The organism is Candidatus Planktophila sulfonica (assembly GCF_002288065.1).
GTDB classification, from domain to species: Bacteria; Actinomycetota; Actinomycetes; order Nanopelagicales; family Nanopelagicaceae; genus Planktophila; species Planktophila sulfonica.
This window is the reverse complement of record NZ_CP016773.1, coordinates 253,566-273,032: the sequence shown is the minus strand read 5'-3', so window position 1 is coordinate 273,032 and position 19,467 is coordinate 253,566. Positions and strand designations below refer to the sequence as shown.

At 49.7% G+C, this 19,467-nt stretch carries 23 protein-coding genes; 7 read left to right on the top strand and 16 right to left on the bottom strand.

Translation table 11 applies throughout. The features are described 5' to 3' along the window. Positions 1-12: 12 nt before the first annotated feature. Positions 13-1,260 (bottom strand): DUF4032 domain-containing protein, encoded by a 1,248-nt coding sequence (locus A1sIA56_RS01360; protein WP_095673174.1) that lies wholly within the window; start codon positions 1,258-1,260, stop codon positions 13-15. A gap of 32 nt (positions 1,261-1,292) precedes the next feature. Between A1sIA56_RS01360 and A1sIA56_RS01355 the strand changes: the two genes are divergently transcribed. Continuing rightward, positions 1,293-2,408 carry an AI-2E family transporter gene (locus A1sIA56_RS01355; protein ID WP_095673173.1) on the top strand — a complete coding sequence of 372 codons (1,116 nt, stop codon included), beginning with the start codon at positions 1,293-1,295 and terminating at the stop codon, positions 2,406-2,408. Positions 2,409-2,422: 14 nt separating this feature from the next. Here the strand turns inward: A1sIA56_RS01355 and A1sIA56_RS01350 are convergent, their stop codons facing one another. Continuing rightward, a complete protein-coding gene (locus tag A1sIA56_RS01350; RefSeq protein ID WP_095673172.1) occupies positions 2,423-3,133 on the bottom strand; it encodes an alpha/beta hydrolase in 711 nt (236 codons plus the stop codon). 23 nt (positions 3,134-3,156) lie between these two features. Between A1sIA56_RS01350 and A1sIA56_RS01345 the strand changes: the two genes are divergently transcribed. Beyond that, complete coding sequence (locus A1sIA56_RS01345) at positions 3,157-4,635, top strand: aldehyde dehydrogenase family protein (protein WP_095673171.1); 1,479 nt, start codon at positions 3,157-3,159, stop codon at positions 4,633-4,635. On the opposite strand, the gene A1sIA56_RS01340 is transcribed toward A1sIA56_RS01345, so the two are convergent. Beyond that, entirely contained in the window at positions 4,632-4,949 is a 318-nt protein-coding gene (locus A1sIA56_RS01340; RefSeq protein ID WP_095673170.1) for a hypothetical protein, read from the bottom strand. The genes A1sIA56_RS01345 and A1sIA56_RS01340 overlap by 4 nt on opposite strands. A 47-nt stretch (positions 4,950-4,996) precedes the next feature. Between A1sIA56_RS01340 and A1sIA56_RS01335 the strand changes: the two genes are divergently transcribed. Genes A1sIA56_RS01335 through A1sIA56_RS01320 form a run of 4 tightly spaced genes read left to right on the top strand, consistent with a single transcriptional unit; the run spans position 4,997 to position 7,716 of the window. After that, complete coding sequence (locus A1sIA56_RS01335) at positions 4,997-5,851, top strand: ABC transporter ATP-binding protein (protein WP_095673169.1); 855 nt, start codon at positions 4,997-4,999, stop codon at positions 5,849-5,851. Then, positions 5,844-6,635: an ABC transporter permease gene (locus A1sIA56_RS01330; protein ID WP_095673168.1), complete on the top strand. Its 792-nt coding sequence runs from the start codon at positions 5,844-5,846 to the stop codon at positions 6,633-6,635. The genes A1sIA56_RS01335 and A1sIA56_RS01330 overlap by 8 nt, the downstream gene beginning before the upstream one ends. Further along, positions 6,578-7,393, top strand: a complete 816-nt coding sequence (locus A1sIA56_RS01325) for a PT domain-containing protein (RefSeq protein WP_223298453.1) — start codon at positions 6,578-6,580, stop codon at positions 7,391-7,393. Before A1sIA56_RS01330 ends, A1sIA56_RS01325 begins: the two co-directional genes overlap by 58 nt. A gap of 32 nt (positions 7,394-7,425) precedes the next feature. Further along, positions 7,426-7,716 carry a hypothetical protein gene (locus A1sIA56_RS01320; RefSeq protein WP_223298452.1) on the top strand — a complete coding sequence of 97 codons (291 nt, stop codon included), beginning with the start codon at positions 7,426-7,428 and terminating at the stop codon, positions 7,714-7,716. On the opposite strand, the gene A1sIA56_RS01315 is transcribed toward A1sIA56_RS01320, so the two are convergent. Beyond that, positions 7,717-8,289, bottom strand: a complete 573-nt coding sequence (locus A1sIA56_RS01315) for a cob(I)yrinic acid a,c-diamide adenosyltransferase (RefSeq protein WP_095673166.1) — start codon at positions 8,287-8,289, stop codon at positions 7,717-7,719. Between the two features lie 28 nt (positions 8,290-8,317). Here A1sIA56_RS01315 and murA point away from each other — a divergent pair, with 28 nt between their 5' ends. After that, positions 8,318-9,583 carry a UDP-N-acetylglucosamine 1-carboxyvinyltransferase gene (murA, locus tag A1sIA56_RS01310; RefSeq protein ID WP_095673165.1) on the top strand — a complete coding sequence of 422 codons (1,266 nt, stop codon included), beginning with the start codon at positions 8,318-8,320 and terminating at the stop codon, positions 9,581-9,583. Here murA and A1sIA56_RS01305 read toward each other — a convergent pair whose 3' ends face one another. From A1sIA56_RS01305 to A1sIA56_RS01250, 12 genes are all read right to left on the bottom strand, one after another. Next, positions 9,584-9,835, bottom strand: coding sequence for a F0F1 ATP synthase subunit epsilon (locus tag A1sIA56_RS01305; protein ID WP_095673164.1), 252 nt, complete (start codon positions 9,833-9,835; stop codon positions 9,584-9,586). 2 nt (positions 9,836-9,837) lie between these two features. Beyond that, complete coding sequence (gene atpD / locus A1sIA56_RS01300; protein ID WP_095673163.1) at positions 9,838-11,256, bottom strand: F0F1 ATP synthase subunit beta; 1,419 nt, start codon at positions 11,254-11,256, stop codon at positions 9,838-9,840. Beyond that, positions 11,256-12,167 carry a F0F1 ATP synthase subunit gamma gene (locus tag A1sIA56_RS01295; protein ID WP_095673162.1) on the bottom strand — a complete coding sequence of 304 codons (912 nt, stop codon included), beginning with the start codon at positions 12,165-12,167 and terminating at the stop codon, positions 11,256-11,258. The genes atpD and A1sIA56_RS01295 overlap by 1 nt, the downstream gene beginning before the upstream one ends. Positions 12,168-12,170: 3 nt before the next feature. Further along, complete coding sequence (gene atpA / locus A1sIA56_RS01290) at positions 12,171-13,811, bottom strand: F0F1 ATP synthase subunit alpha (RefSeq protein ID WP_095673161.1); 1,641 nt, start codon at positions 13,809-13,811, stop codon at positions 12,171-12,173. 11 nt (positions 13,812-13,822) lie between these two features. Next, entirely contained in the window at positions 13,823-14,656 is an 834-nt protein-coding gene (locus A1sIA56_RS01285; protein WP_095673160.1) for a F0F1 ATP synthase subunit delta, read from the bottom strand. A 27-nt stretch (positions 14,657-14,683) separates the two neighbouring features. Next, complete coding sequence (locus tag A1sIA56_RS01280) at positions 14,684-15,220, bottom strand: F0F1 ATP synthase subunit B (protein ID WP_190277027.1); 537 nt, start codon at positions 15,218-15,220, stop codon at positions 14,684-14,686. 47 nt (positions 15,221-15,267) lie between these two features. After that, entirely contained in the window at positions 15,268-15,477 is a 210-nt protein-coding gene (locus A1sIA56_RS01275; protein WP_190277026.1) for an ATP synthase F0 subunit C, read from the bottom strand. A 46-nt stretch (positions 15,478-15,523) separates the two neighbouring features. Continuing rightward, positions 15,524-16,312 (bottom strand): F0F1 ATP synthase subunit A, encoded by a 789-nt coding sequence (atpB, locus tag A1sIA56_RS01270; RefSeq protein WP_095673158.1) that lies wholly within the window; start codon positions 16,310-16,312, stop codon positions 15,524-15,526. Positions 16,313-16,490: 178 nt separating this feature from the next. After that, on the bottom strand, positions 16,491-16,694 hold the full coding sequence (locus A1sIA56_RS01265) for a hypothetical protein (protein WP_095673157.1): 204 nt from the start codon (positions 16,692-16,694) through the stop codon (positions 16,491-16,493). Beyond that, positions 16,675-17,109 carry a Cg1360 family ATP-synthase-associated protein gene (locus A1sIA56_RS01260; protein WP_095673156.1) on the bottom strand — a complete coding sequence of 145 codons (435 nt, stop codon included), beginning with the start codon at positions 17,107-17,109 and terminating at the stop codon, positions 16,675-16,677. Before A1sIA56_RS01260 ends, A1sIA56_RS01265 begins: the two co-directional genes overlap by 20 nt. Then, positions 17,093-18,181 carry an MraY family glycosyltransferase gene (locus tag A1sIA56_RS01255; RefSeq protein ID WP_095673155.1) on the bottom strand — a complete coding sequence of 363 codons (1,089 nt, stop codon included), beginning with the start codon at positions 18,179-18,181 and terminating at the stop codon, positions 17,093-17,095. The genes A1sIA56_RS01260 and A1sIA56_RS01255 overlap by 17 nt, the downstream gene beginning before the upstream one ends. Before the next feature lie 16 nt (positions 18,182-18,197). Next, positions 18,198-19,460 (bottom strand): serine hydroxymethyltransferase, encoded by a 1,263-nt coding sequence (locus A1sIA56_RS01250; RefSeq protein ID WP_095673154.1) that lies wholly within the window; start codon positions 19,458-19,460, stop codon positions 18,198-18,200. Positions 19,461-19,467 lie beyond the last annotated feature (7 nt).

Here is a 19,467-nt window from a genome sequence, read left to right as displayed (position 1 = left end):
GCATCTTCCTCGCTATTGCATCGCGCCATCAACGCGTACATCGACTCCAGAGTCGCGACGGTATGGCAAAACTTCTGTTACATATGACTTCGCAGCAAACTCTAGTCCAACATCGTGGCCTGCGCGCTCACTCAAATACCAGCGGTGTTCAAGGGCTTCATGGAAAAATTGAGCAAGTTCAATTCGTCCTTCTAGCTCTGGTGGAATCAAATTTACTGTCGGACGAAATACTTCATCGAGCCAACGCTTTGCTGAATCATGCATCGGTGGCTTAGGAGATTTTTCGCGGCCTCTAAAGCGATCGAATGATGCAAGCAGTCGCTTTGCCTGTAGCTCTTCAGTTTCAAGACCCATCAACTCACGAAGACGGTTCTTGTGATACCCGGCAGCAACAAGCTTGGGCTGGAAGACCAACTTGCCTTCGTTCTCGCCCTCTTCCATCGATACAGATACTTCTTCCACTGCAAAGCCAAGGTCATGCAACTGGCGCATTGCGCGTTCAACTGCGTGGCGATCAGTTGGGTCGAGTACTTGGCGATCTTTCAGTGCAGACCAAAGACGGTGGTATCGCTTAATGAGTGCGGTACTTGCACGGATTGGATCCATTCCTGGATAAAGAACTCCAGACAGCTGCAAATCTTCAAGTTCTGCCGCAACGTTGAAGTGTGCGATTTCTAGATCGTGTTCGCGTTGACCGGCAGTCAAAGTCTTTTGGAACTCACCAGTCTCAGCATCTACAAGATATGCCGCATACGCCTCAGCGTCTCGGCGGAAGAGCGTATTGGAAAGTGAACAGTCGCCCCACCAAAAACCAAGCAAGTGCAGGCGAACAAGTAGAAGCGCTAGCGCATTAGCCATCAAGGTGACATCTTCTGCAGTCACAGTCTTGTCGCTCAGAACTACGCGATATGGAAGTGAGTAAGGCAAGAAGCGAGTAACGAGTGCGCAAGGAAGTTCTTCGCCATTCTTATCGGTACGACCTTCAATTACGGCAATCGATTGCACGCTTGGAGAATCAAGGTGTGTTAGCTCGCGAAGAATTTTGTATTCGCGGTTAGCGAATTCAGAGACAGTCTCTTTAACCGCATAGACCTCAGAGTCAGGATCATCGGTAGAACGGACCAAGCGCACGATGTGGCGCGAGATTCCGCGCTTCTCGGCGAGCATTGGGTCTTCGGGCCACTCTTCCAGAGGCACATTCCACGGTAGGCCTGTGACTGCTGCGATTTCTTCGCCGAGTCCAGTTATCCGTAAGGCCATGGGGTTATTCTCTCGTACCTTTACAATAAAGCATGGCCATTTCAGAGCGCATGAAGAGAAAACCAAAAGAATCACCCGCAACTCCTGATTTTGGTGCCGCTGGCGCACCTATCGACCGCGGACATCCCTTCTATTTCGGTTTTGTGGCAACAGTGGGGGCTCTCACCGCATTTGTCATGATGCGAGCACTTGCTAGCGCTTCCGGCGTCTTTGTATTGATTCTCGTTGCACTCTTCTTGGCAACTGGCCTTAATCCTGCTGTCGAAGCAATTCGTCGACGCGGACTATCTCGAGCGGGCGCAGTTACAGTTATTTTCGTTGCAGTCATTGCCTTTGTCGGACTCTTTGCAGCTCTCGTAGTTCCGCCGCTAGTCACGCAAGGAACACACCTGATTGAGACAGCGCCCGCACTTCTTGAGAACCTCAAGAACAACACAACTATTGCAAACCTCAATGATCAATATGGTGTTATCGATTCTCTTCAGAAGAAGTTAAATAGTGTTACTTCTGATGGAACGCTTCTGATTACAGCATTTGGTGGAGTAATCGGTGTTGGAAAGTCTGTTCTCTCTGGAACATTTACTGCGCTCACAATCTTGGTTCTCACTCTCTACTTCATCACATCGTTGCCACAAGCAACTGAGCTTGGTTTGAAGCTTGTTCCTGCAAGCCGCAGACCACGTGTAGCAGCTCTTACCGAAGCGATTATTTCCCGCGTGGGCGCCTTCGTTGGTAGCCAGATTCTGGTCTCCTTCTTTGCAGCTCTCTTTATGACAATCTTTGGAGCACTCCTTGGCCTGCCATCCCCTATTGCAATCGGAATCATCATCTTCATCTGTGGATTGGTTCCTTTGATTGGCCACTTTATTGGTTCGGCAATCTTCACCATCATTGCTCTGACTGAATCTGTCACAGTCGGTGTCATTGCCTTCGTTGGATACGTTGTTTACGTCCAAGTCGAAAATTACATTCTGACTCCCAAGATTATGAAGCGCACACTCAATGTTCCGGGCGCAGTCACAATCATTGCTGCACTCTTGGGAACATCACTTCTTGGTCTAGTTGGTGGACTCTTGGCAGTACCTGTCGCTGCTTCGATCATCCTTATCCTGGAAGAAGTTGTCTATCCTCGCACTGAGAAGTCTTAACTAGCTTTCAATCGCTAGATCTCAGTTGGTAACGGAAGTCGTTCCGGCGCCACTATCTGAGTAATTTCCGATAGAACGCGATGAACATAAGGTTCGCCAACCCATAAGTGCTTTGCACCATCAACTGCAATGAGATTGATCTGTGGAACAACCGCGAATCGAACCTTTGCTTGATCAGGTTTTAAGTAATCATCATGTTCTGGAATAAGCGCTGTGATTGGTCTTCCATCGTGAGCCCAGAATTCAAGGTCGCCATCGACGATATCGAGAAGTGTGGGACTTAAGAGAATGAGTCCTTTAACGCGTGGATCGCGGGCATGGCTAATTGCAATGCTGGTTCCGAATGACCAACCAACAACCCAGAGCTGCGTGAGTTTTAAAGTATCGAAGCAGTAGCGAATCATTGCTTCCACATCATATTTTTCTGCGCGACCATTGTCGTATGTACCGGTACTTGTTCCGGCTTCACTGGTTGTGCCACGAGTATTAAAACGAACAACGGTGATGCCAGCCATTCCAGGTAGGCGGTTGGCAGCCTTTTTATAGATATGGCTATCCATCATTCCGCCACCTGTTGGGTTGGGATGGCAACAGAGAATTGCAGCAGTTGGGTTATCTAGCGGTGCGCTTACTTCGCCGATTAAAGTCTGGCCATCTTCGGTGGTCACCGTAAAAGGTGTGCGTAGACCCGGAAGAATTGTGCTGGGGCGGATTGGTTCCGACATAGTTGGGAGTCTAGTCTTTGCTCATGGCTGACTCAACGACAACATTCGATTCGCATAATCCAGTAACAAATGAAGTGATCTCTTCTCACGAGATTTATAACGAGACAGCCGTCGTTGCTGCCGTTGAACGTGCCCGTGAAGCTTCACGCGAATGGCGCGATCTGGGTTTTCGTGGACGTCGCAAAGTCTTGCTCAAGTGGAGCACTGATCTGCTCGACAATATTGATTCACTCTCAGAGCTAGTCTCACTCGAAACTGGAAAGCCAGTTAGTGATGCAAAGCTCGAGGCTTCCCTTGCAGCAGGTCACATTGCGTGGGCTGCACGTCACGCAGAATCTGTAATGCGCACCTCTCATCGCTCTCCTGGTTTACTGATGGCAAATATGTCAGCAACTGTTGAAAGATCTCCTGTGGGAGTCGTTGGTGTCATCGGACCTTGGAACTATCCCGTCTTTACTCCCCTTGGTTCTATCGCTTATGCACTCGCCGCCGGCAATACCGTTGTCTTCAAACCAAGTGAATACACGCCAGCAGTCGGTGAATACCTCGCACAATCATTTATAGATTCATCTCTCTTTGCCGATGTATTTACCTGCATTACCGGTCTTGGTGAAACAGGAAAATTCCTCTGCGAAAGTGGCATCGATAAGTTAGCTTTCACAGGTTCAACGAGAACCGCAAAGATTGTTGCCGCAACCTGCGCGGCCCACATGACCCCCGTTGTCCTTGAATGCGGCGGTAAAGATCCTGTCATCGTCGCTCACGATGCTGATATCAAGCGTGCTGCTGATGCCACAGTCTGGTCAGCTTTTTCCAATGCCGGCCAGACATGTATCGGCGCAGAGCGCGTATATGTTGATGAACGAGTTGCAGATAAGTTCATTGAGAAAGTCCTTGAGATTGCGAAAGATATACGTCCAGGTGCACCAGGAGATGGAAAATATGGGCCAACCACAATGCCCAAGCAGATTCCGATTATTCAATCTCATATCGATGATGCAATCGCACGTGGTGCGACAGTTTTGATGGGTGGCTCTGGATCGGTAAAGGCTCCCTTTGTTGAGCCAGTGATCTTCTGCGATGTTCCCGAAGATTCGATTGCAATGACTGAAGAAACTTTCGGACCAACAATTGCAATCAATCGCGTGAAAACAATGGCTGAAGCGATTCGCCTGACCAATGACAGCCGATATGGACTTGGGGCTGCAGTCTGGTCGAAGCGTCGCGGCAAGCACATTGCTTCACAGCTTCACACTGGCATGGTTGCCATTAACTCTGTGATCTCATTTGCAGCTGTTGATTCAGTGCCATTCGGTGGCGTGAAAGATAGCGGCTACGGACGTATCCACGGCCCTGAAGGAATTCTCGAATTCACTTATCCGCGCACTGTTGTGCGTGCCAGATTCCAATTGCCGATTGCATTTACAAGTTTCTCTCGTACGGCAGGAAGCGATAAGTTAATTGTGAAGGTAACTAAATTGCTAAAGGGACGCCTCGGTTAATATCTAGGAGCGTTGCGCGTGCGTTCAGTGCGTGGGCGGCGATTGTTTCGCTTGGTCCAGCAAGCGTTGTGCCAATGTCTGCGGTTATCTTCATCGCCATCAAGCCATGCAACTGTGTGTGGCGTTGCCATCGGAATTACTTGGTCGCAACCAGGACAGCGATACGGTTTATTTGCAGCAGATCCGGTTAACTTTCTAACGATCCACAAACCATTGTCATCTTCTTCAAAACTTTGATTAGAAGCGATTGTGATTGGTTCATCATCGCCACTTTTAGGCCTACGTTTTTTGGGATAATTCTTACGCGGGCTCATGGCGCTATTTTCTCGCACTTTTACCGACTCAGTGACAAGATAGCCGTATGAGCACAGTCATCAGCGTTTCGGGGCTTCGCAAGAGCTACGGAGCCAACCAGGCAGTCGATGGCCTCGATCTCGATATCAAACAGGGCGAAATCTTTGCACTCCTTGGCCCCAACGGCGCCGGCAAGACCACCACAGTTGAAATTCTCGAAGGCTTCCGCGACCGAGATTCAGGTGAGGTTCAGGTACTGGGCTTTGATCCATCGACAAAGGGGCGCGCTGGTCAAGCTTGGCGTGATCGCATTGGAATCGTTCTGCAATCTACTGCTGATGCTGGTGATTTAACTGTCTACGAATCTGTCTCGCACTTTGCAAAGTATTACGAGAATCCAAAAGATGCACGAGAAGTCATTGAGTTAGTTGGGTTAACTGAGAAAGCAGATGCATTAGGTCGCACACTTTCAGGCGGGCAACGTCGCCGACTCGATGTTGCGCTCGGAATTATCGGTAGCCCCGAACTCATCTTTCTTGATGAACCAACTACAGGTTTTGATCCAGAAGCGCGTCGCGCATTTTGGCAGTTGATTCGCAAACTTCGTGATGAAGGCGCAACAATTCTTCTGACCACCCATTATCTCGATGAAGCTGAAGCACTTGCTGATCGAGTCGCAGTTATCAATCGCGGAAAGATTATTGAAGTCTCAACTCCGGCGCTCCTTGGTGGTCGTGCCACTTCTCTCGCAACGGTCTCATGGCGCGATGGTTCAGAGCTTCGCAGCGAGAAGTCAGCAAACCCAACACAACTCGTGAATCAGCTTTCGTCACAATTCGGTGGAGAAGTTCCAGAGCTCAATGTAAAGCGAGCATCCCTTGAAGATATCTACCTCGAAATGATTGGAGGCACCCATGAGTAAGCCAACTGCGCTCTCGATTGGTATCCAACGTGGCGGCCTTGAGATCAAACAATTTATGCGCCAACGCGAATCCGTCGTCTTCACCATGCTCTTCCCGCTTATCTTGCTGGCAATCTTTGGCTCCGTCTTTTCAAATTCGATTGCTGAAGGCGTCACATTTAGCCAGTACTTCGTCGCCGGAATGATTGCTTCAGGCCTTGTTAATACTGGCTTCCAGCAGCTAGCCATCATGATTCCCATGGAACGCGAATTCGGCACTCTAAAGCGTTTACGCGGAACTCCAATGCCGGCAAGCAGCTACTTCATCGGTAAGGCAATACTTGTAACGCTGAGCATGTTGATTCAAGTCTTCTTACTTCTCGCAGCAGGCGTTGCATTCTTCGGAGTCAATCTCCCAACTGGTGCCGATAAGTGGTTGCTACTTGTTGTACTCCTTGTTCTTGGCAGCGCATGTTCAACAGTTCTTGGAATTGCATTCTCTAATGTTCCAAAGAGTGGACGTGGGGCATCGGCAGTTGTTTCACCTGTTGTCATCGTTCTTCAATTCTTTAGCGGTGTCTTCTTTATCTTCACAGATCTTCCACAATGGATGCAGCAAGTGGCAGCGATATTCCCTCTGAAGTGGATGACACAAGGAGCTCGCTCAATCTTCCTTCCTGACTCTTTTGCTACGCGTGAAGTAGCCGGCAATTGGGAAACTGGCCGTACCTTTGCCATTATTACGGCATGGCTCGTAGTCGGAATTATCTGGGCAGTTCGAAGCTTCAAGTGGGAGCGCGACTAAGCAATCTCGCGATTCTCCTGGCTCTCGTTCTCACAGTTTCAGGAAGCTCGGCTATCGCTGCAACAAAGAAGCCGACGCCAACGCCCACAACAAAGGTGACAGCGAAGGCGACAGCGAAAGCAACGGTTAAGGCGACAGCGAAGCCGACTGCTAAGGCGACAGCGAAGCCAACTGCTAAGGCCACTGCGAAACCAACTGCTAAGGCCACTGCAAAACCAACAGCGAAGGCCACTGCAAAACCAACAGCGAGTTCCACATCGACTTCAACTGCGGCACCGACAGCAAAAGCTTCGGTAAAGCCAAAGCCGAAACCAAAGCCAAAGCCACGTAAGAAGGTGAAGGTAACTCCGTCACCAAAGCCAAAGTGGCCACCAGTTGGTTTTGAATATGAATCAGGAATCTACGCAAAGATTCCTACGAGTAAAGAACTTGTCGGCGTTATCTCTGCCAAGGGCAACTTGGCTTCCCAAGTAGCTGCCTGCCGCACATTTATCTGTGGCGCAGTGCAGGTTGCCTCTGAACAAGGATGCGTCTGGTGGGAAGTAAATTCAAAGGTTTATGCGCAAAATAGAGATCTCATCGGCAACCTGCGCACTATTTCTGGCGCCAGCGTTGCGCGTGAATTGAAGACGATTCTTCTTATCTCCCCCGAACCGCTTTCATCCCTTGAGTACGTTTCGAGTATTGAAGTGGTCTGCCATCAGGAAGCAAAACCTGAAGGAACTCAGACAGTCACATTTACCAAGGTCGGTAGCTAATGCTGGGTGGAGTCGATAACAAACTCTTCCTCATGAGCTTGGCAGGATTTCCTGTCGTATTTTTCCTCATCCTCATTCTTAAGTGGACTTCAGCAAAAGGTTCATCACTTATTGCGCGCAAACCAATTGCAGGCGATGAAGATGAATACGGAACTTTGGTCGCGGTTGCACAACCTTCCAATCACATCGAAGGTGAGATTCTGCGACAGAGATTAATTGCCGTAGGTATTAAGGCAACGCTGACGCAGACAAAAGTTGGGCCACGCATCTTTGTATTTCCTGAAGAAGAGAGCGCTGCTCGCGCTCATCTCAAAAGCTTCTAGTTAACGATTAGCTCCAGGAACCCAGAGCTGATCGCCAATCTTCTTATTGGCAACGCGAGCAAGAACAAAGAGTAGATCTGAACAACGGTTGAGGTACTTGGCTGTCAGTGGGTTTACGCCGCCACCAAATGCGTGAATAGCAGCCCATGTGCGGCGCTCTGCGCGACGAACAACTGTGCGAGCCACGTGAAGGTGGGCAGCAGCTGGTGTGCCTGATGGAAGTACGAATGAGCGAAGTGCTTCAAGATCCTTATTAAAGTGATCGATCTGCTCTTCAAGGTAGACAACCTGCGATTCGAGTACGCGAAGTGGCTCAAATGCAGGTGAATCAACTACTGGGGTGCAGAGGTCAGCGCCCACATCGAAGAGGTCATTTTGAATGCGCACCAAGAGGGCGCGAACTTCATCGGTTAATTCATCAGTTGCAAGAACAACACCAATGGTGGAGTTCGCTTCATCAACTGTTGCATATGCTTCAAGACGAGGGTCATTCTTTGAAGTACGGCTCATATCTCCAAGAGATGTAGTTCCGTCATCGCCTGTCTTTGTGTAAATACGCGTTAAATTAACCATGTCCGTAGCCTATAAGTAGACTTCGGATATGGCATCTTCGTCGCTCGACCGCTTCCGGATCACCGGGGGCTGCCGTCTTGAGGGCGAAGTAACGGTTACCGGCGCTAAGAATTCAGTCCTGAAACTGATGGCAGCATCCCTTCTGGCGGTTGGCACAACAACTATCCACAATGTTCCAGATATTGCAGATGTCGACATCATGGCCGACCTTCTTACTCGTCTTGGTTGCACCGTCAAACATGAAGGTTCTGTCGTCACGATCGAAGTTCCTGCTGCTCCCCTCCACCGCGCTGATTACGATCTCGTTCGCAAGATGCGCGCATCAATCAACGTACTTGGTCCACTCGTTGCACGCGTTGGAAAAGCAGAAGTCGCGCTCCCTGGTGGAGATGCAATTGGCTCTCGCGGATTAGATTTTCATATCAAGGGCCTTGAATCACTCGGAGCCACTGCGCACGTTGAACATGGTTACGTCATCGCCGAAGCGCCTAACGGCTTAACCGGAACAGCAATAGAACTAGATTTCCCATCAGTGGGTGCAACCGAGAACTTGATGACAGCTGCAGTTCTTGCTCAAGGTGTGACAACAATTGATAACGCAGCGCGCGAACCAGATCTTGTCGACCTTGGTGAATTCCTTATTGGAATGGGCGCACAGATTGATGGACTTGGTTCACCGCTCATCACCATCACTGGTGTTAAAGAGTTAAAGCCAACTGATCACACCACTATTACCGACCGCATCATCGCCGGAACATGGGCATTTGCAGCAGCCATGACACAAGGCGATATCACCATCCACGGTGGGCGCGCCGACCACATGGAAGTCATGCTCGAAAAACTTACTCACGCCGGTGCAATAGTTACATCAACACAAGATGGAATTCGCGTACAAATGAATCAGCGCCCACGCGCTATCGATGTTGCAACACTTCCCTACCCAGGATTTGCTACCGACTTACTTCCATTCATCATCGGCATGAATGCTGTTGCAGATGGCCACTCAATCGTCACTGAAAACGTCTTTGAATCACGCTTTATGTTTGTCAATGAACTCATGCGCCTTGGCGCTCAGATCACCGTAGACGGCCACCACGCCTCTATTGACGGTATTCCACAGCTATCTGGAGCTCCAGTTGAGGCAACTGATATCCGTGCCGGTGCTGGTCTTGTATTAGCAGCGCTCGTATCCGACGGTGAAACAACCGTAGATGGCGCATTCCATATCGATCGTGGCTATCCGAACTTCGCCGAGCAATTAGTGAGCCTCGGCGCAAAAGTTTCTAGAGAATAACTAGCCGACTGATTCAGTAAGAATCGAAACGCGGTCGTTAGAGACAGATAAGAAGCCTCCGCGAACTTGGAATTCCTGTGTTGTTCCGTCGGTGCCTTTGATGCTTACAGCTCCGTCGACTAGTACGCCAAACAAAGGTGAGTGACCTGGAAGAACTCCAAGATCACCTTCAGTGGTGCGAGCAGAGACAAAAGTTGCCTCGCCTGACCACACCTGTTGTGTTGGCGATACTAGTGCGACGTTAAGAGCCATTTTTACTTCTTCGCCAATTCAGCTGCATTGCGCTCGACATCGTCGAGGCCACCGCACATGAAGAATGCTTGTTCTGGAATGTGATCGTACTTTCCATCAGCAAGTGCTTCGAATGCTGCGATTGTGTCTGCAAGTGGGACGAATGAACCGTCGATACCAGTAAAGACCTTCGCCACGAATGTGTTCTGTGACAAGAAGCGCTGGATACGACGTGCACGACCTACGAGAACGCGGTCATCTTCTGACAATTCATCGATACCGAGAATTGCAATGATGTCCTGAAGATCTTTGTAGCGCTGCAAGATCTGCTTAATGCGGTTAGCAACACGGAAGTGGTGCTCGCCGATGTAGCGAGGATCGAGGATACGAGATGATGAATCGAGCGGATCCACAGCTGGGTAGATACCAAGCTCTGAAATCGGACGAGACAACACTGTTGTTGCATCCAAGTGGGCGAATGTTGTGTGTGGAGCTGGGTCGGTGATGTCATCTGCAGGAACGTAAATTGCCTGCATAGATGTAATCGAGTGACCACGTGTTGAAGTAATACGCTCCTGAAGCTGACCCATTTCGTCTGCAAGTGTTGGCTGGTAGCCCACTGCAGATGGCATACGGCCGAGAAGTGTTGATACTTCAGAACCTGCCTGAGTAAAGCGGAAGATGTTATCGATGAAGAGGAGAACGTCCTGCTTCTGAACATCGCGGAAGTACTCAGCCATTGTGAGTGCTGACAGAGCAACACGAAGACGCGTGCCAGGTGGCTCATCCATCTGACCGAAGACCAAGGCTGTCTTATTGATAACGCCCGTCTCAGTCATTTCGAGGAACAAGTCGTTACCTTCACGAGTACGCTCACCAACACCGGCGAATACAGAAACACCACCGAAGTTTTCAGCTACGCGATAAATCATTTCCTGGATAAGAACAGTCTTACCTACACCTGCACCACCGAAGAGACCGATCTTTCCACCCTTTACATAAGGTGTAAGTAGGTCGATAACTTTGATACCTGTTTCGAACATTTCAGTCTTTGACTCGAGCTGATCGAATGCAGGTGCGTTACGGTGAATTGACCAACGCTCCTTGATATCAAGTGATGATGTTGGAACGTCGAGGGATTCTCCGAGAGTGTTGAAGACGTGGCCCTTTGTGACGTCACCGACTGGGACAGAGATAGCTGAACCAGTGTCTGTTACTTCAGCACCGCGCACCATTCCGTCTGTAGGTTGCATCGAGATAGCGCGCACGAGGTTGTCACCAATGTGCTGTGCTACTTCGAGGGTCAAGGTACGAGTAGTGCCACTCATGGTGGTCTCTACGTGAAGCGCGTTGAAGATCGAAGGCATTGAATCTGCGGGGAATTCAATATCCACCACCGGTCCAATAACTCGGGCTACGCGGCCTTTACCTGTTGCTGACATCATTCACTCCCTGCACTAGCTGAGGCCAACGCATCTGCGCCGCCAACAATTTCACTGATTTCCTGGGTAATTTCTGCCTGACGGGCAGCGTTCGCAAGTCGTGTGAGCGACTTGATGAGATCCTCAGCATTGTCAGTTGCTGATTTCATAGCGCGACGACGAGCTGCATGCTCTGAAGCTGCAGATTGCAACATCGCGTTAAAGATACGTGCTTCGATATAACGAGGAAGAAGAGCGTTAAGAACTTCTCCTGCATTTGGCTCGAATTCATACATTGGAAGCAAGCCTGTTGGAACTGGCGCAGATGACTCGACAACTTCGAGAGGGATCATGCGCTTAGCTGTGGCTTCCTGAGTCAACATTGATTTAAATTGCGTAAAGATGATGTGAATTTCATCGACGCCATTTGCCTCAGTTGAATCTGCAAGGAATGCTGACAGAAGTGCATCTGCAATTTCCTTTGCGTTTTCATATGTTGGGTTATCTGAGAAACCTGTCCATGTTCCAGCCATCTCGCGGTTACGGAACTTGTAGTAGTTCACTGCCTTGCGGCCCACGAGGAAGTTAGAGACCTGCAAACCACGTTCACGAAGTAGGGCAGCGAGCTTCTCGCCTTCCTTAATCGCGTTAGTTGAGTAAGCGCCAGCCATACCGCGGTCTGCAGAGATGATCAAAATCGCTGCGCGACGTGGGTTGTCGTGTGCTGTAGTCAACGGATGATTTGTTGAAGAGTATGAAGCAACTGCAGATACCGCACGTGTTAACTCATTTGCATAAGGAGTCGATGCTGAAACACGTTGCTGCGCCTTAACGATACGAGAAGCAGAGATTAACTCCATAGCTTTCGTAATCTTTTTAGTCGCTTTAACGGAACGCATCCGTCGGCGATATATGCGAAGTTGAGCACCCATGAGTTACTTCTTCACCGCCGGTGGGACGTGCTTTGTAATTGCTTCTGCGCCTTCGCCTTCGAGAGCCTGTGCAGGCGCCTCGTTAACAGCTGCAGCAACAGATGGCTTGAACTGCTTCTTGAAGTCAGCAACTGCTGTCTCCATCTTTGCAACAGTGTCATCTTCGAGCTGCTTAGTCTCTGAGATCACTGTGAAGATGTCCTTACGTTCGCGAGCAATGAAGTCGAGAAGTTCAGATTCGAAGCGGCGGATATCAGCAACAGCAACATCATCGAGCTTGCCTGTTGTACCTGCCCAGATTGAAACAACCTGACGTTCTACTGAATAAGGTGAGTACTGACCCTGCTTAAGGAGTTCAACCATTCGCGCACCGCGCTCGAGCTGAGCCTTTGATGCAGCATCAAGATCTGAACCGAAAGCAGCGAATGCTTCGAGTTCGCGGTACTGAGCGAGGTCAAGACGAAGACGTCCTGCAATCTTCTTCATCGCCTTTGTCTGCGCAGAGCTACCAACACGTGAAACAGAGATACCTACGTTAATTGCTGGGCGAACGCCTGCGTTAAAGAGATCTGTTTCAAGGAAGCACTGACCGTCAGTAATTGAAATTACGTTTGTAGGAATAAACGCTGAAACGTCATTTCCCTTTGTTTCAATGATTGGCAAGCCCGTCATTGAACCGCCGCCCAATTCATCAGAGAGCTTTGCGCAGCGCTCGAGAAGACGTGAGTGTAAGTAGAAAACGTCTCCTGGGTACGCTTCGCGGCCTGGTGGACGACGAAGAAGAAGTGAGACTGAACGGTATGCCTCAGCCTGCTTCGAGAGATCATCAAAGACGATAAGAACGTGCTCGCCGTTGTACATCCAGTGCTGACCAATTGCAGAACCGGTGTATGGAGCGAGGTACTTAAAGCCTGCTGGATCTGATGCAGGAGATGCAACGATTGTTGTGTATTCCATTGCGCCAGCTTCTTCAAGAGCACCCTTAACAGATGCGATTGTTGAACCCTTCTGACCAATAGCGACGTAGATGCACTTAACCTGCTTCTTCTTATCGCCTGATAGCCAGTTTTCGCGCTGGTTAATAATTGTGTCGATAGCAACTGCTGTCTTACCAGTCTGACGGTCACCAATGATCAACTGACGCTGACCGCGACCGATCGCTGTCATCGCATCGATTGCCTTGATACCTGTAGCCATTGGTTCCTTAACAGGTTGACGCTGTACTACTGAAGGAGCCTGAAGTTCTAGAGCACGACGTGCATCTGGGGTGATGTCGCCCTTGCCATCGATTGGTCGACCAAGTGGGTCAACAACGCGACCGAGGAATCCGTCGCCGACAGGAACTGAGAGAACTTCACCTGTACGACGTACAGATGTTCCTTCTTCAATGCCTGCGTAATCGCCCAAGATAACAACACCGATTTCGCGCACGTCGAGGTTGAGTGCAAGACCTAGTGTTCCGTTCTCGAACTGAAGAAGTTCGTTTGCCATTGTTGAAGGAAGACCTTCAACGCGAGCGATTCCATCGCCTGCCTGGCTAACTGTTCCGACTTCATCACGAGCCGCTGTGCCTGGATCGTATGACTTAACGAAGTTCGCTAAGGCATCCCGAATTTCATTCGGTTGGATCTTGAGCTCTGCCATGAGTTTCCCCTTTATTTGTTTCCAGCAAGTGCGCGTCCGGCACTTGCAAGTCGATTTGAAACGCTTCCATCTACGAGTTCATCTGCAAACTTGACCGAAACTCCACCGAGGAGCGTTGGCTCAACTTCGATATTGACGCGGATTGGCTGACCAACCTGCTTTTCAATCGCAGTTGCAAGACGAGACTTCTGAGCATCTGTAATTTCTGATGCCACGCGAATTACCGCGATTAAACGATTGCGACGGTTAGCTAGACCAAAGAGATAGTCAGCAAATGCCGCTTCAATGCTACGTCCGCGAAGGCTTCCGACGAGAGCAACTGCAAGCTTCACAGTTGATGCAGATGCCTTCTTTGAAAGAACTTCGGTAATGAGAGCTGCTTTAGCCTCTGGTGTACCGGCTCCGACAAGTGCTTTACGTAATTCAAAGTTATCGACAACGAGCTGTGATGTTTCGAAGAGTTCATCTTCTACGCGATCGAGTTCATTGTTGATATTTGCAGAAGATGCTTCAGCTTCGATCGCCAGCTGCTCGAGCACATGGACTAGGTCTCCTGCAGATGACCAACGAAGTGTTGAGACATCTGTGAGTATTTCTAGCGCTGTAGCTGCGAGAGTCTTTCCGAAGAGATCCTTAACGAGTGCGCCCTTTGAGGCTGCATCGCGTGAAGGATCGGCAAAGGCGCGGCGGATTGAAGTGTTCTTTGAAAGAACGTCTGCTGCGAAGAAGAGTTGAGATGAGAGCTCAGTTGCAGATGCAGCGGTTGCGCCCTTTACGGCAGCATCGAGCTTCGCGCGTGCAGCCACGAGTGACTGACGGCTACTGCCTCCGAGATGGATTCTCATTCTCTTCTTTCTGTTTGCTTACTTCGGTTACTTCTTGGACTTTTCGAGATCTTCGATGAAGCGGTCCACGATCCGTGATTGACGGGCCTGGTCATCAAGTGCTTCTCCGACAATCTTTGAAGCGAGTTCAACTGCAAGTGCACCAACTTCGTTACGAAGTGAAGTGATTGCCTGCTGACGTTCTGCCTCGATAGATGCGTGAGCTGCTGCTGTGATGCGAGCTGCTTCTTCTTGAGCCTTTGTGCGAAGTTCTTCGAGAATTGCTGCGCCTTGAATGCGAGCATCTTCACGAAGCTTTGATGCTTCACCCTGTGCTGACGAAAGTTGTTCGTTGTACTGAACAAGTGCACGTTGTGCTTCGAGCTGCGCCTTTTCAGCACGTTCGATTCCACCCTCGATAGCTTCAGTGCGTGCTGCATATGCCTTTTCAAACATAGGCACGACTTTGCTCTTGAGGACAAGGAAGAGAAGTGTGAAAGCGATAAATCCGACGACAATCTCAGCTGTGTGAGGGATGAGCGGATTCAAGCTCCCTTCGCCTGACAAAATATTAATTCGTTGCATCATTTCTCCTTAAATCGTTACCAATATTGGTGTGTAGAGGTAATCGATTAGAGAACGAATGCGAGTACGAGGCCGAAGAGTGCGAGAGCTTCTGCCATCGCGAAACCAAGGAACGCAATTGGCTGAAGGACGCTGCGTGACTCTGGCTGACGAGCAACTCCGCTGATGTATGCGGCGAAGATCATGCCTGTTGCGATTGCAGGTCCGATTGCAGCAATGCCGTAACCGATGACGTTAAGTGAGCCTGTCATGTTTATACCTTTCATGCTTGAGGAGGCGAAGTTACCTTCCCAAAGTTAGTTGTTAGTGCTCGTCGGCGAGTGATCCGGCGATATAGAGGGCGGTGAGAAGAGTAAAGATATATGCCTGTAGGCACTGGACCATAAACTCGAAGAAGGTAAGCGCGATTCCCATTGTGAATGCAAATGGGCTCACGAGCTTGAGTCCAATTACACCCTGCAAGAGGTGCTCTCCACCGAGGATAAAGACCAAAAGGAGAAGGTGTCCCGCAAACATATTTGCGAAGAGACGAAGACCGAGAGTAAATGGACGCACGATAAAGAATGTTGCGATTTCAATCGGTGTAAGAAGAACATAAATTGGCTTTGGCACTCCTGGCATAAATGCAATGCCCTTGAGGTAGTGACCGACTCCCTGACGCTTCATTCCAACATAGTGGTAAACCAAGTAGGTGATGATCGCGAGCGCGTAAGCGAAACCAACGCGAGAGAAAGATGGGAACTGCAATAGCGGAACAATTCCGAATAAGTTATTTACAAGTACAAATGTGAAGAGGGTAAATAGGTACGGAACAAAGCGCATGAACTCTGGGCCAAGAACATCCTTAGCAAGCCCGTCGCGAATAAATCCGTAGACGCTTTCTCCAGCAAACTGCATCTTCGATGGAACGACAGCAGCCTTGCGTGAAGAGAGAATAAAGAAGACAGAGATGATTACTACTGAGAGAAATACAAGAAGAATTGGTTTAGTGAACCAAGAAATATTCTCGAAAATTGGAGGGAGGACGAAGTCGTTAGCGCTAGGTGGGACGAATCCTTCACCTTCGGAGCTCAGACGAACAAAGGCGCGCACGCACTCTCCTTGATACTAAAAGGGCTTATAGACCAATCGCTGGGGAAGCGGTAAAGCAGGGCAACCTTATGGGGAAAACCTCTCGGCTGTGAAATCGGAATTCAGGGGTTTTGGGTGGGGCTGGTCACTCTGGGTAGAGCAGATTTACTCGCGCCCGCTAGCCAATCTGTCGGACTCGTTACTCTCGTCCGAATCTGAGCCAGACGAGGTAAAGGGCGCCGCCCATACCTACGAGCAGGCCAACGAGGGTCAACATGCTGGTGCCGAAGAACTTATCGGCGGCGAAGCCGACTCCACCCCAGAAAAGAAGCCCTGAGAGTAGGTAGCCGAAGATCGTCCAAAGGGCGTTCTCGTCGCGGCGGTTAGCTTTGTGGTCGGTCATGCGGCAATGGTAGATGAGTTTTCAGCTTTAGATAACTAGCTATCTCCCCGCCTAACCAGGCGAAGGTGAGCGCAACGGCTGTGATGCCGAAGGTCTTGCGATCAAGGTTCTCATCCGAGACAAATTGGCCCAGCGCCCAGAAGAAGACTCCGAGGAGCAAGAACTTGGCGAAGTACGAAAACATCGCAATCGCCATAGTGCTCATGGGGTCAAGGTCGCGCGAAATTCGTGAAACCCCAATATGAACAAGGAAGTAGATAACAACAATTACTTGTGCAAGAAGTGCCGCCAATAATCCTGGTCGCCCCTGAAGCGCGGTAGCAAATCCAATTGCAATAATGCCGACAATAAATGTAGGCGTCAGGGCGCCGCGCAACAACTGTGCTTCATTGCTTGAATTATTTTGCTGAGACATTTTCTCTCACTCCGCTCTTTGCGTAATAGAGAGTGAATGCCAACATCGCGCCCGCAACAATGGCGGCAACCCACAACGGTGCAAATGCTGAAACAACTACAGGAAATGCAATCGTTGCAGTCCATAGATACATGATGATCGAAGTACGAAGATGAGAATTACCCGCACGGAGAATGCGGTGGTGCATATGTTCCTTATCGGAACTAAATGGTGATTGACCTGCGCGCAGACGACGAATGATTGCAGAGAAGAGATCGATTAGAGGAATTGCTAGAACTGCAAATGGCAGCATCAAAGGAAGCAACGTTGGCCCCAACTTCTCTGCTGAAATTGCATTGGGATCAATCTGTCCGGTCAGTGTGATTGCAGATGCTGCAAGGAGAAGCCCCAAGAACATCGAGCCTGAATCGCCCATAAAGATCTTTGCTGGATGGGCGTTATGAGGCAGAAAGCCAATACAGACGCCAATAATTACTGCAGTAATAAGTGATGGAGCACCTGCACGGCTAAAGCCGTAAACAACTGCCAATAGGTAGGCAAAGGCGAAGAAGGCAGCGCCTGAAATTGCGACAATTCCGGCAGCCAACCCATCAAGGCCATCGATGAAGTTAACGGCGTTAATCGTGATGAGAACAATTAAGACAGTTACTAACTGCCCAATACTTGGCGGCAAAGTAATAACGCCATTGATCGGCAACCAGAGAACTTGAATTCCAAAGAGCAACAAGATTCCGGCAGCGAGTGCTTGTCCAGCTAACTTGGTAAGTGCATCGAGTTCGAAGCGATCATCAACGAGTCCAATTGCAACAAGCAGCGTTGCTGCTAAGAAAATACCGAGCGCTTCTCGACCAAATGATTTTCCAACAAGGGACAAGTGACTGACCATGGCAAAGGTGAGCGCCATTGAGATCCACATTGCTAAGCCACCCCAGCGTGGAGTTGGGGTTGTATGAATATCGCGAGTACGAATTTGGGCAACTGCACCGAACTTCAGCGCCCAGGTACGAACAAAAGGAGTGACTACGTAACAGAGCGCTGCTGCAAGAAGCAGGGTGACCAGGTACTCGCGCATCTGTTAAGAGTTGTCTTTACGCCTGATAAATAGGAAAGCGTGAAGTAAGTGCGTGGACTTCAGATTTAATCGCAGCATGAGCAGCTGCATCATCAGTCTTAATGGCACGTGCAATCAGGGATGCAATCGTCTTCATCTCTTCAACGCCCATTCCCTGGGTAGTTGTTGCAGGTGTACCTACGCGAATACCTGATGTGACTGAAGGTGCTTCTGGATCGTAAGGAATCGAGTTCTTATTAAGAACAATTCCTGCAGCGCCACAACGCTCGTCAGCAACCTTGCCGTTAACGCCTGTTGAGCGAATATCAATAAGTGCGAGGTGGGTCTGAGTGCCACCAGATACTGCGCGCATGCCTTCGCCTTCAAGAGCTGCAGCAAGTGCTTGCGCATTGATGATGACATCCTTTGCATACTTTTGGTAAGCCGGTGTCGCACATTCAGCGAGTGCAATCGCCTTGCCTGCAACTGCAGACATGATTGGTCCGCCCTGCATTCCAGGGAAGACTGCCTTATCAATTGCAGCTGCGTGCTCTGCCTTCGACAAGATCATTCCGCCACGTGGACCGCGCAAAACTTTATGTGTTGTAAATGAGACAACATCTGCATATGGAACCGGTGAAGGAATCGCCTTACCTGCAACTAGTCCGATGAAGTGCGCTGCATCGACCCACATGATTGCGCCGACTTCGTCACAGATTGCGCGAACTTTCTCGAAGTCAATCAGTGATGGGTAAGCAGTTGCACCAGAACAGATCATCTTTGGCTTATTAGCAATCGCTAATTCGCGAAGTTCGTCGTAATCGATGAGTTCGTTATCTTGGCGTACGCCGTAAGAAACAATGTTGAACCACTTACCTGAGAAGTTGACCTTCGAACCGTGAGTCAGGTGGCCACCATGTGGAAGTGACATGGCAAGGACGGTATCGCCCGGCTTTGTGAAAGCTTGGTAGACAGCAATATTTGCGCTGGCACCTGAGTGTGGCTGCACATTTGCATGTTCTGCGCCGAATAAATCCTTTGCGCGATCAATCGCGATTGTTTCGGCCTTATCTACCTCTTCGCATCCGCCGTAGTAGCGCTTTCCTGGATATCCCTCGGCGTACTTATTAGAGAGAGTTGAACCGAGAGCGGCAAGAACTGCGCGTGAAGTGAAGTTCTCTGATGCAATCAGCTGCAGGTTGTTCTGCTGACGCTTGAGCTCAGATAAGAGCACCGCTGCGATCTCTGGATCTTGCTTGGAGAGAAGGTTGAAATCAGGGCCATAGAAAGTTTCGGACATGGGCCCA

Excerpts from the sequence above, each read along its gene's own strand:
- A1sIA56_RS01360 (WP_095673174.1), bottom strand. The coding sequence starts at position 1,260 with ATGGCCTTACGGATAACTGGACTCGGCGAAGAAATCGCAGCAGTCACA.
- A1sIA56_RS01355 (WP_095673173.1), top strand. The coding sequence starts at position 1,293 with ATGGCCATTTCAGAGCGCATGAAGAGAAAACCAAAAGAATCACCCGCA.
- A1sIA56_RS01350 (WP_095673172.1), bottom strand. The coding sequence starts at position 3,133 with ATGTCGGAACCAATCCGCCCCAGCACAATTCTTCCGGGTCTACGCACA.
- A1sIA56_RS01345 (WP_095673171.1), top strand. The coding sequence starts at position 3,157 with ATGGCTGACTCAACGACAACATTCGATTCGCATAATCCAGTAACAAAT.
- A1sIA56_RS01340 (WP_095673170.1), bottom strand. The coding sequence starts at position 4,949 with ATGAGCCCGCGTAAGAATTATCCCAAAAAACGTAGGCCTAAAAGTGGC.
- A1sIA56_RS01335 (WP_095673169.1), top strand. The coding sequence starts at position 4,997 with ATGAGCACAGTCATCAGCGTTTCGGGGCTTCGCAAGAGCTACGGAGCC.
- A1sIA56_RS01330 (WP_095673168.1), top strand. The coding sequence starts at position 5,844 with ATGAGTAAGCCAACTGCGCTCTCGATTGGTATCCAACGTGGCGGCCTT.
- A1sIA56_RS01325 (WP_223298453.1), top strand. The coding sequence starts at position 6,578 with ATGGCTCGTAGTCGGAATTATCTGGGCAGTTCGAAGCTTCAAGTGGGA.
- A1sIA56_RS01320 (WP_223298452.1), top strand. The coding sequence starts at position 7,426 with ATGAGCTTGGCAGGATTTCCTGTCGTATTTTTCCTCATCCTCATTCTT.
- A1sIA56_RS01315 (WP_095673166.1), bottom strand. The coding sequence starts at position 8,289 with ATGGTTAATTTAACGCGTATTTACACAAAGACAGGCGATGACGGAACT.
- murA (WP_095673165.1), top strand. The coding sequence starts at position 8,318 with ATGGCATCTTCGTCGCTCGACCGCTTCCGGATCACCGGGGGCTGCCGT.
- A1sIA56_RS01305 (WP_095673164.1), bottom strand. The coding sequence starts at position 9,835 with ATGGCTCTTAACGTCGCACTAGTATCGCCAACACAACAGGTGTGGTCA.
- atpD (WP_095673163.1), bottom strand. The coding sequence starts at position 11,256 with ATGTCAGCAACAGGTAAAGGCCGCGTAGCCCGAGTTATTGGACCGGTG.
- A1sIA56_RS01295 (WP_095673162.1), bottom strand. The coding sequence starts at position 12,167 with ATGGGTGCTCAACTTCGCATATATCGCCGACGGATGCGTTCCGTTAAA.
- atpA (WP_095673161.1), bottom strand. The coding sequence starts at position 13,811 with ATGGCAGAGCTCAAGATCCAACCGAATGAAATTCGGGATGCCTTAGCG.
- A1sIA56_RS01285 (WP_095673160.1), bottom strand. The coding sequence starts at position 14,656 with ATGAGAATCCATCTCGGAGGCAGTAGCCGTCAGTCACTCGTGGCTGCA.
- A1sIA56_RS01280 (WP_190277027.1), bottom strand. The coding sequence starts at position 15,220 with ATGCAACGAATTAATATTTTGTCAGGCGAAGGGAGCTTGAATCCGCTC.
- A1sIA56_RS01265 (WP_095673157.1), bottom strand. The coding sequence starts at position 16,694 with ATGACCGACCACAAAGCTAACCGCCGCGACGAGAACGCCCTTTGGACG.
- A1sIA56_RS01260 (WP_095673156.1), bottom strand. The coding sequence starts at position 17,109 with ATGTCTCAGCAAAATAATTCAAGCAATGAAGCACAGTTGTTGCGCGGC.
- A1sIA56_RS01255 (WP_095673155.1), bottom strand. The coding sequence starts at position 18,181 with ATGCGCGAGTACCTGGTCACCCTGCTTCTTGCAGCAGCGCTCTGTTAC.
- A1sIA56_RS01250 (WP_095673154.1), bottom strand. The coding sequence starts at position 19,460 with ATGTCCGAAACTTTCTATGGCCCTGATTTCAACCTTCTCTCCAAGCAA.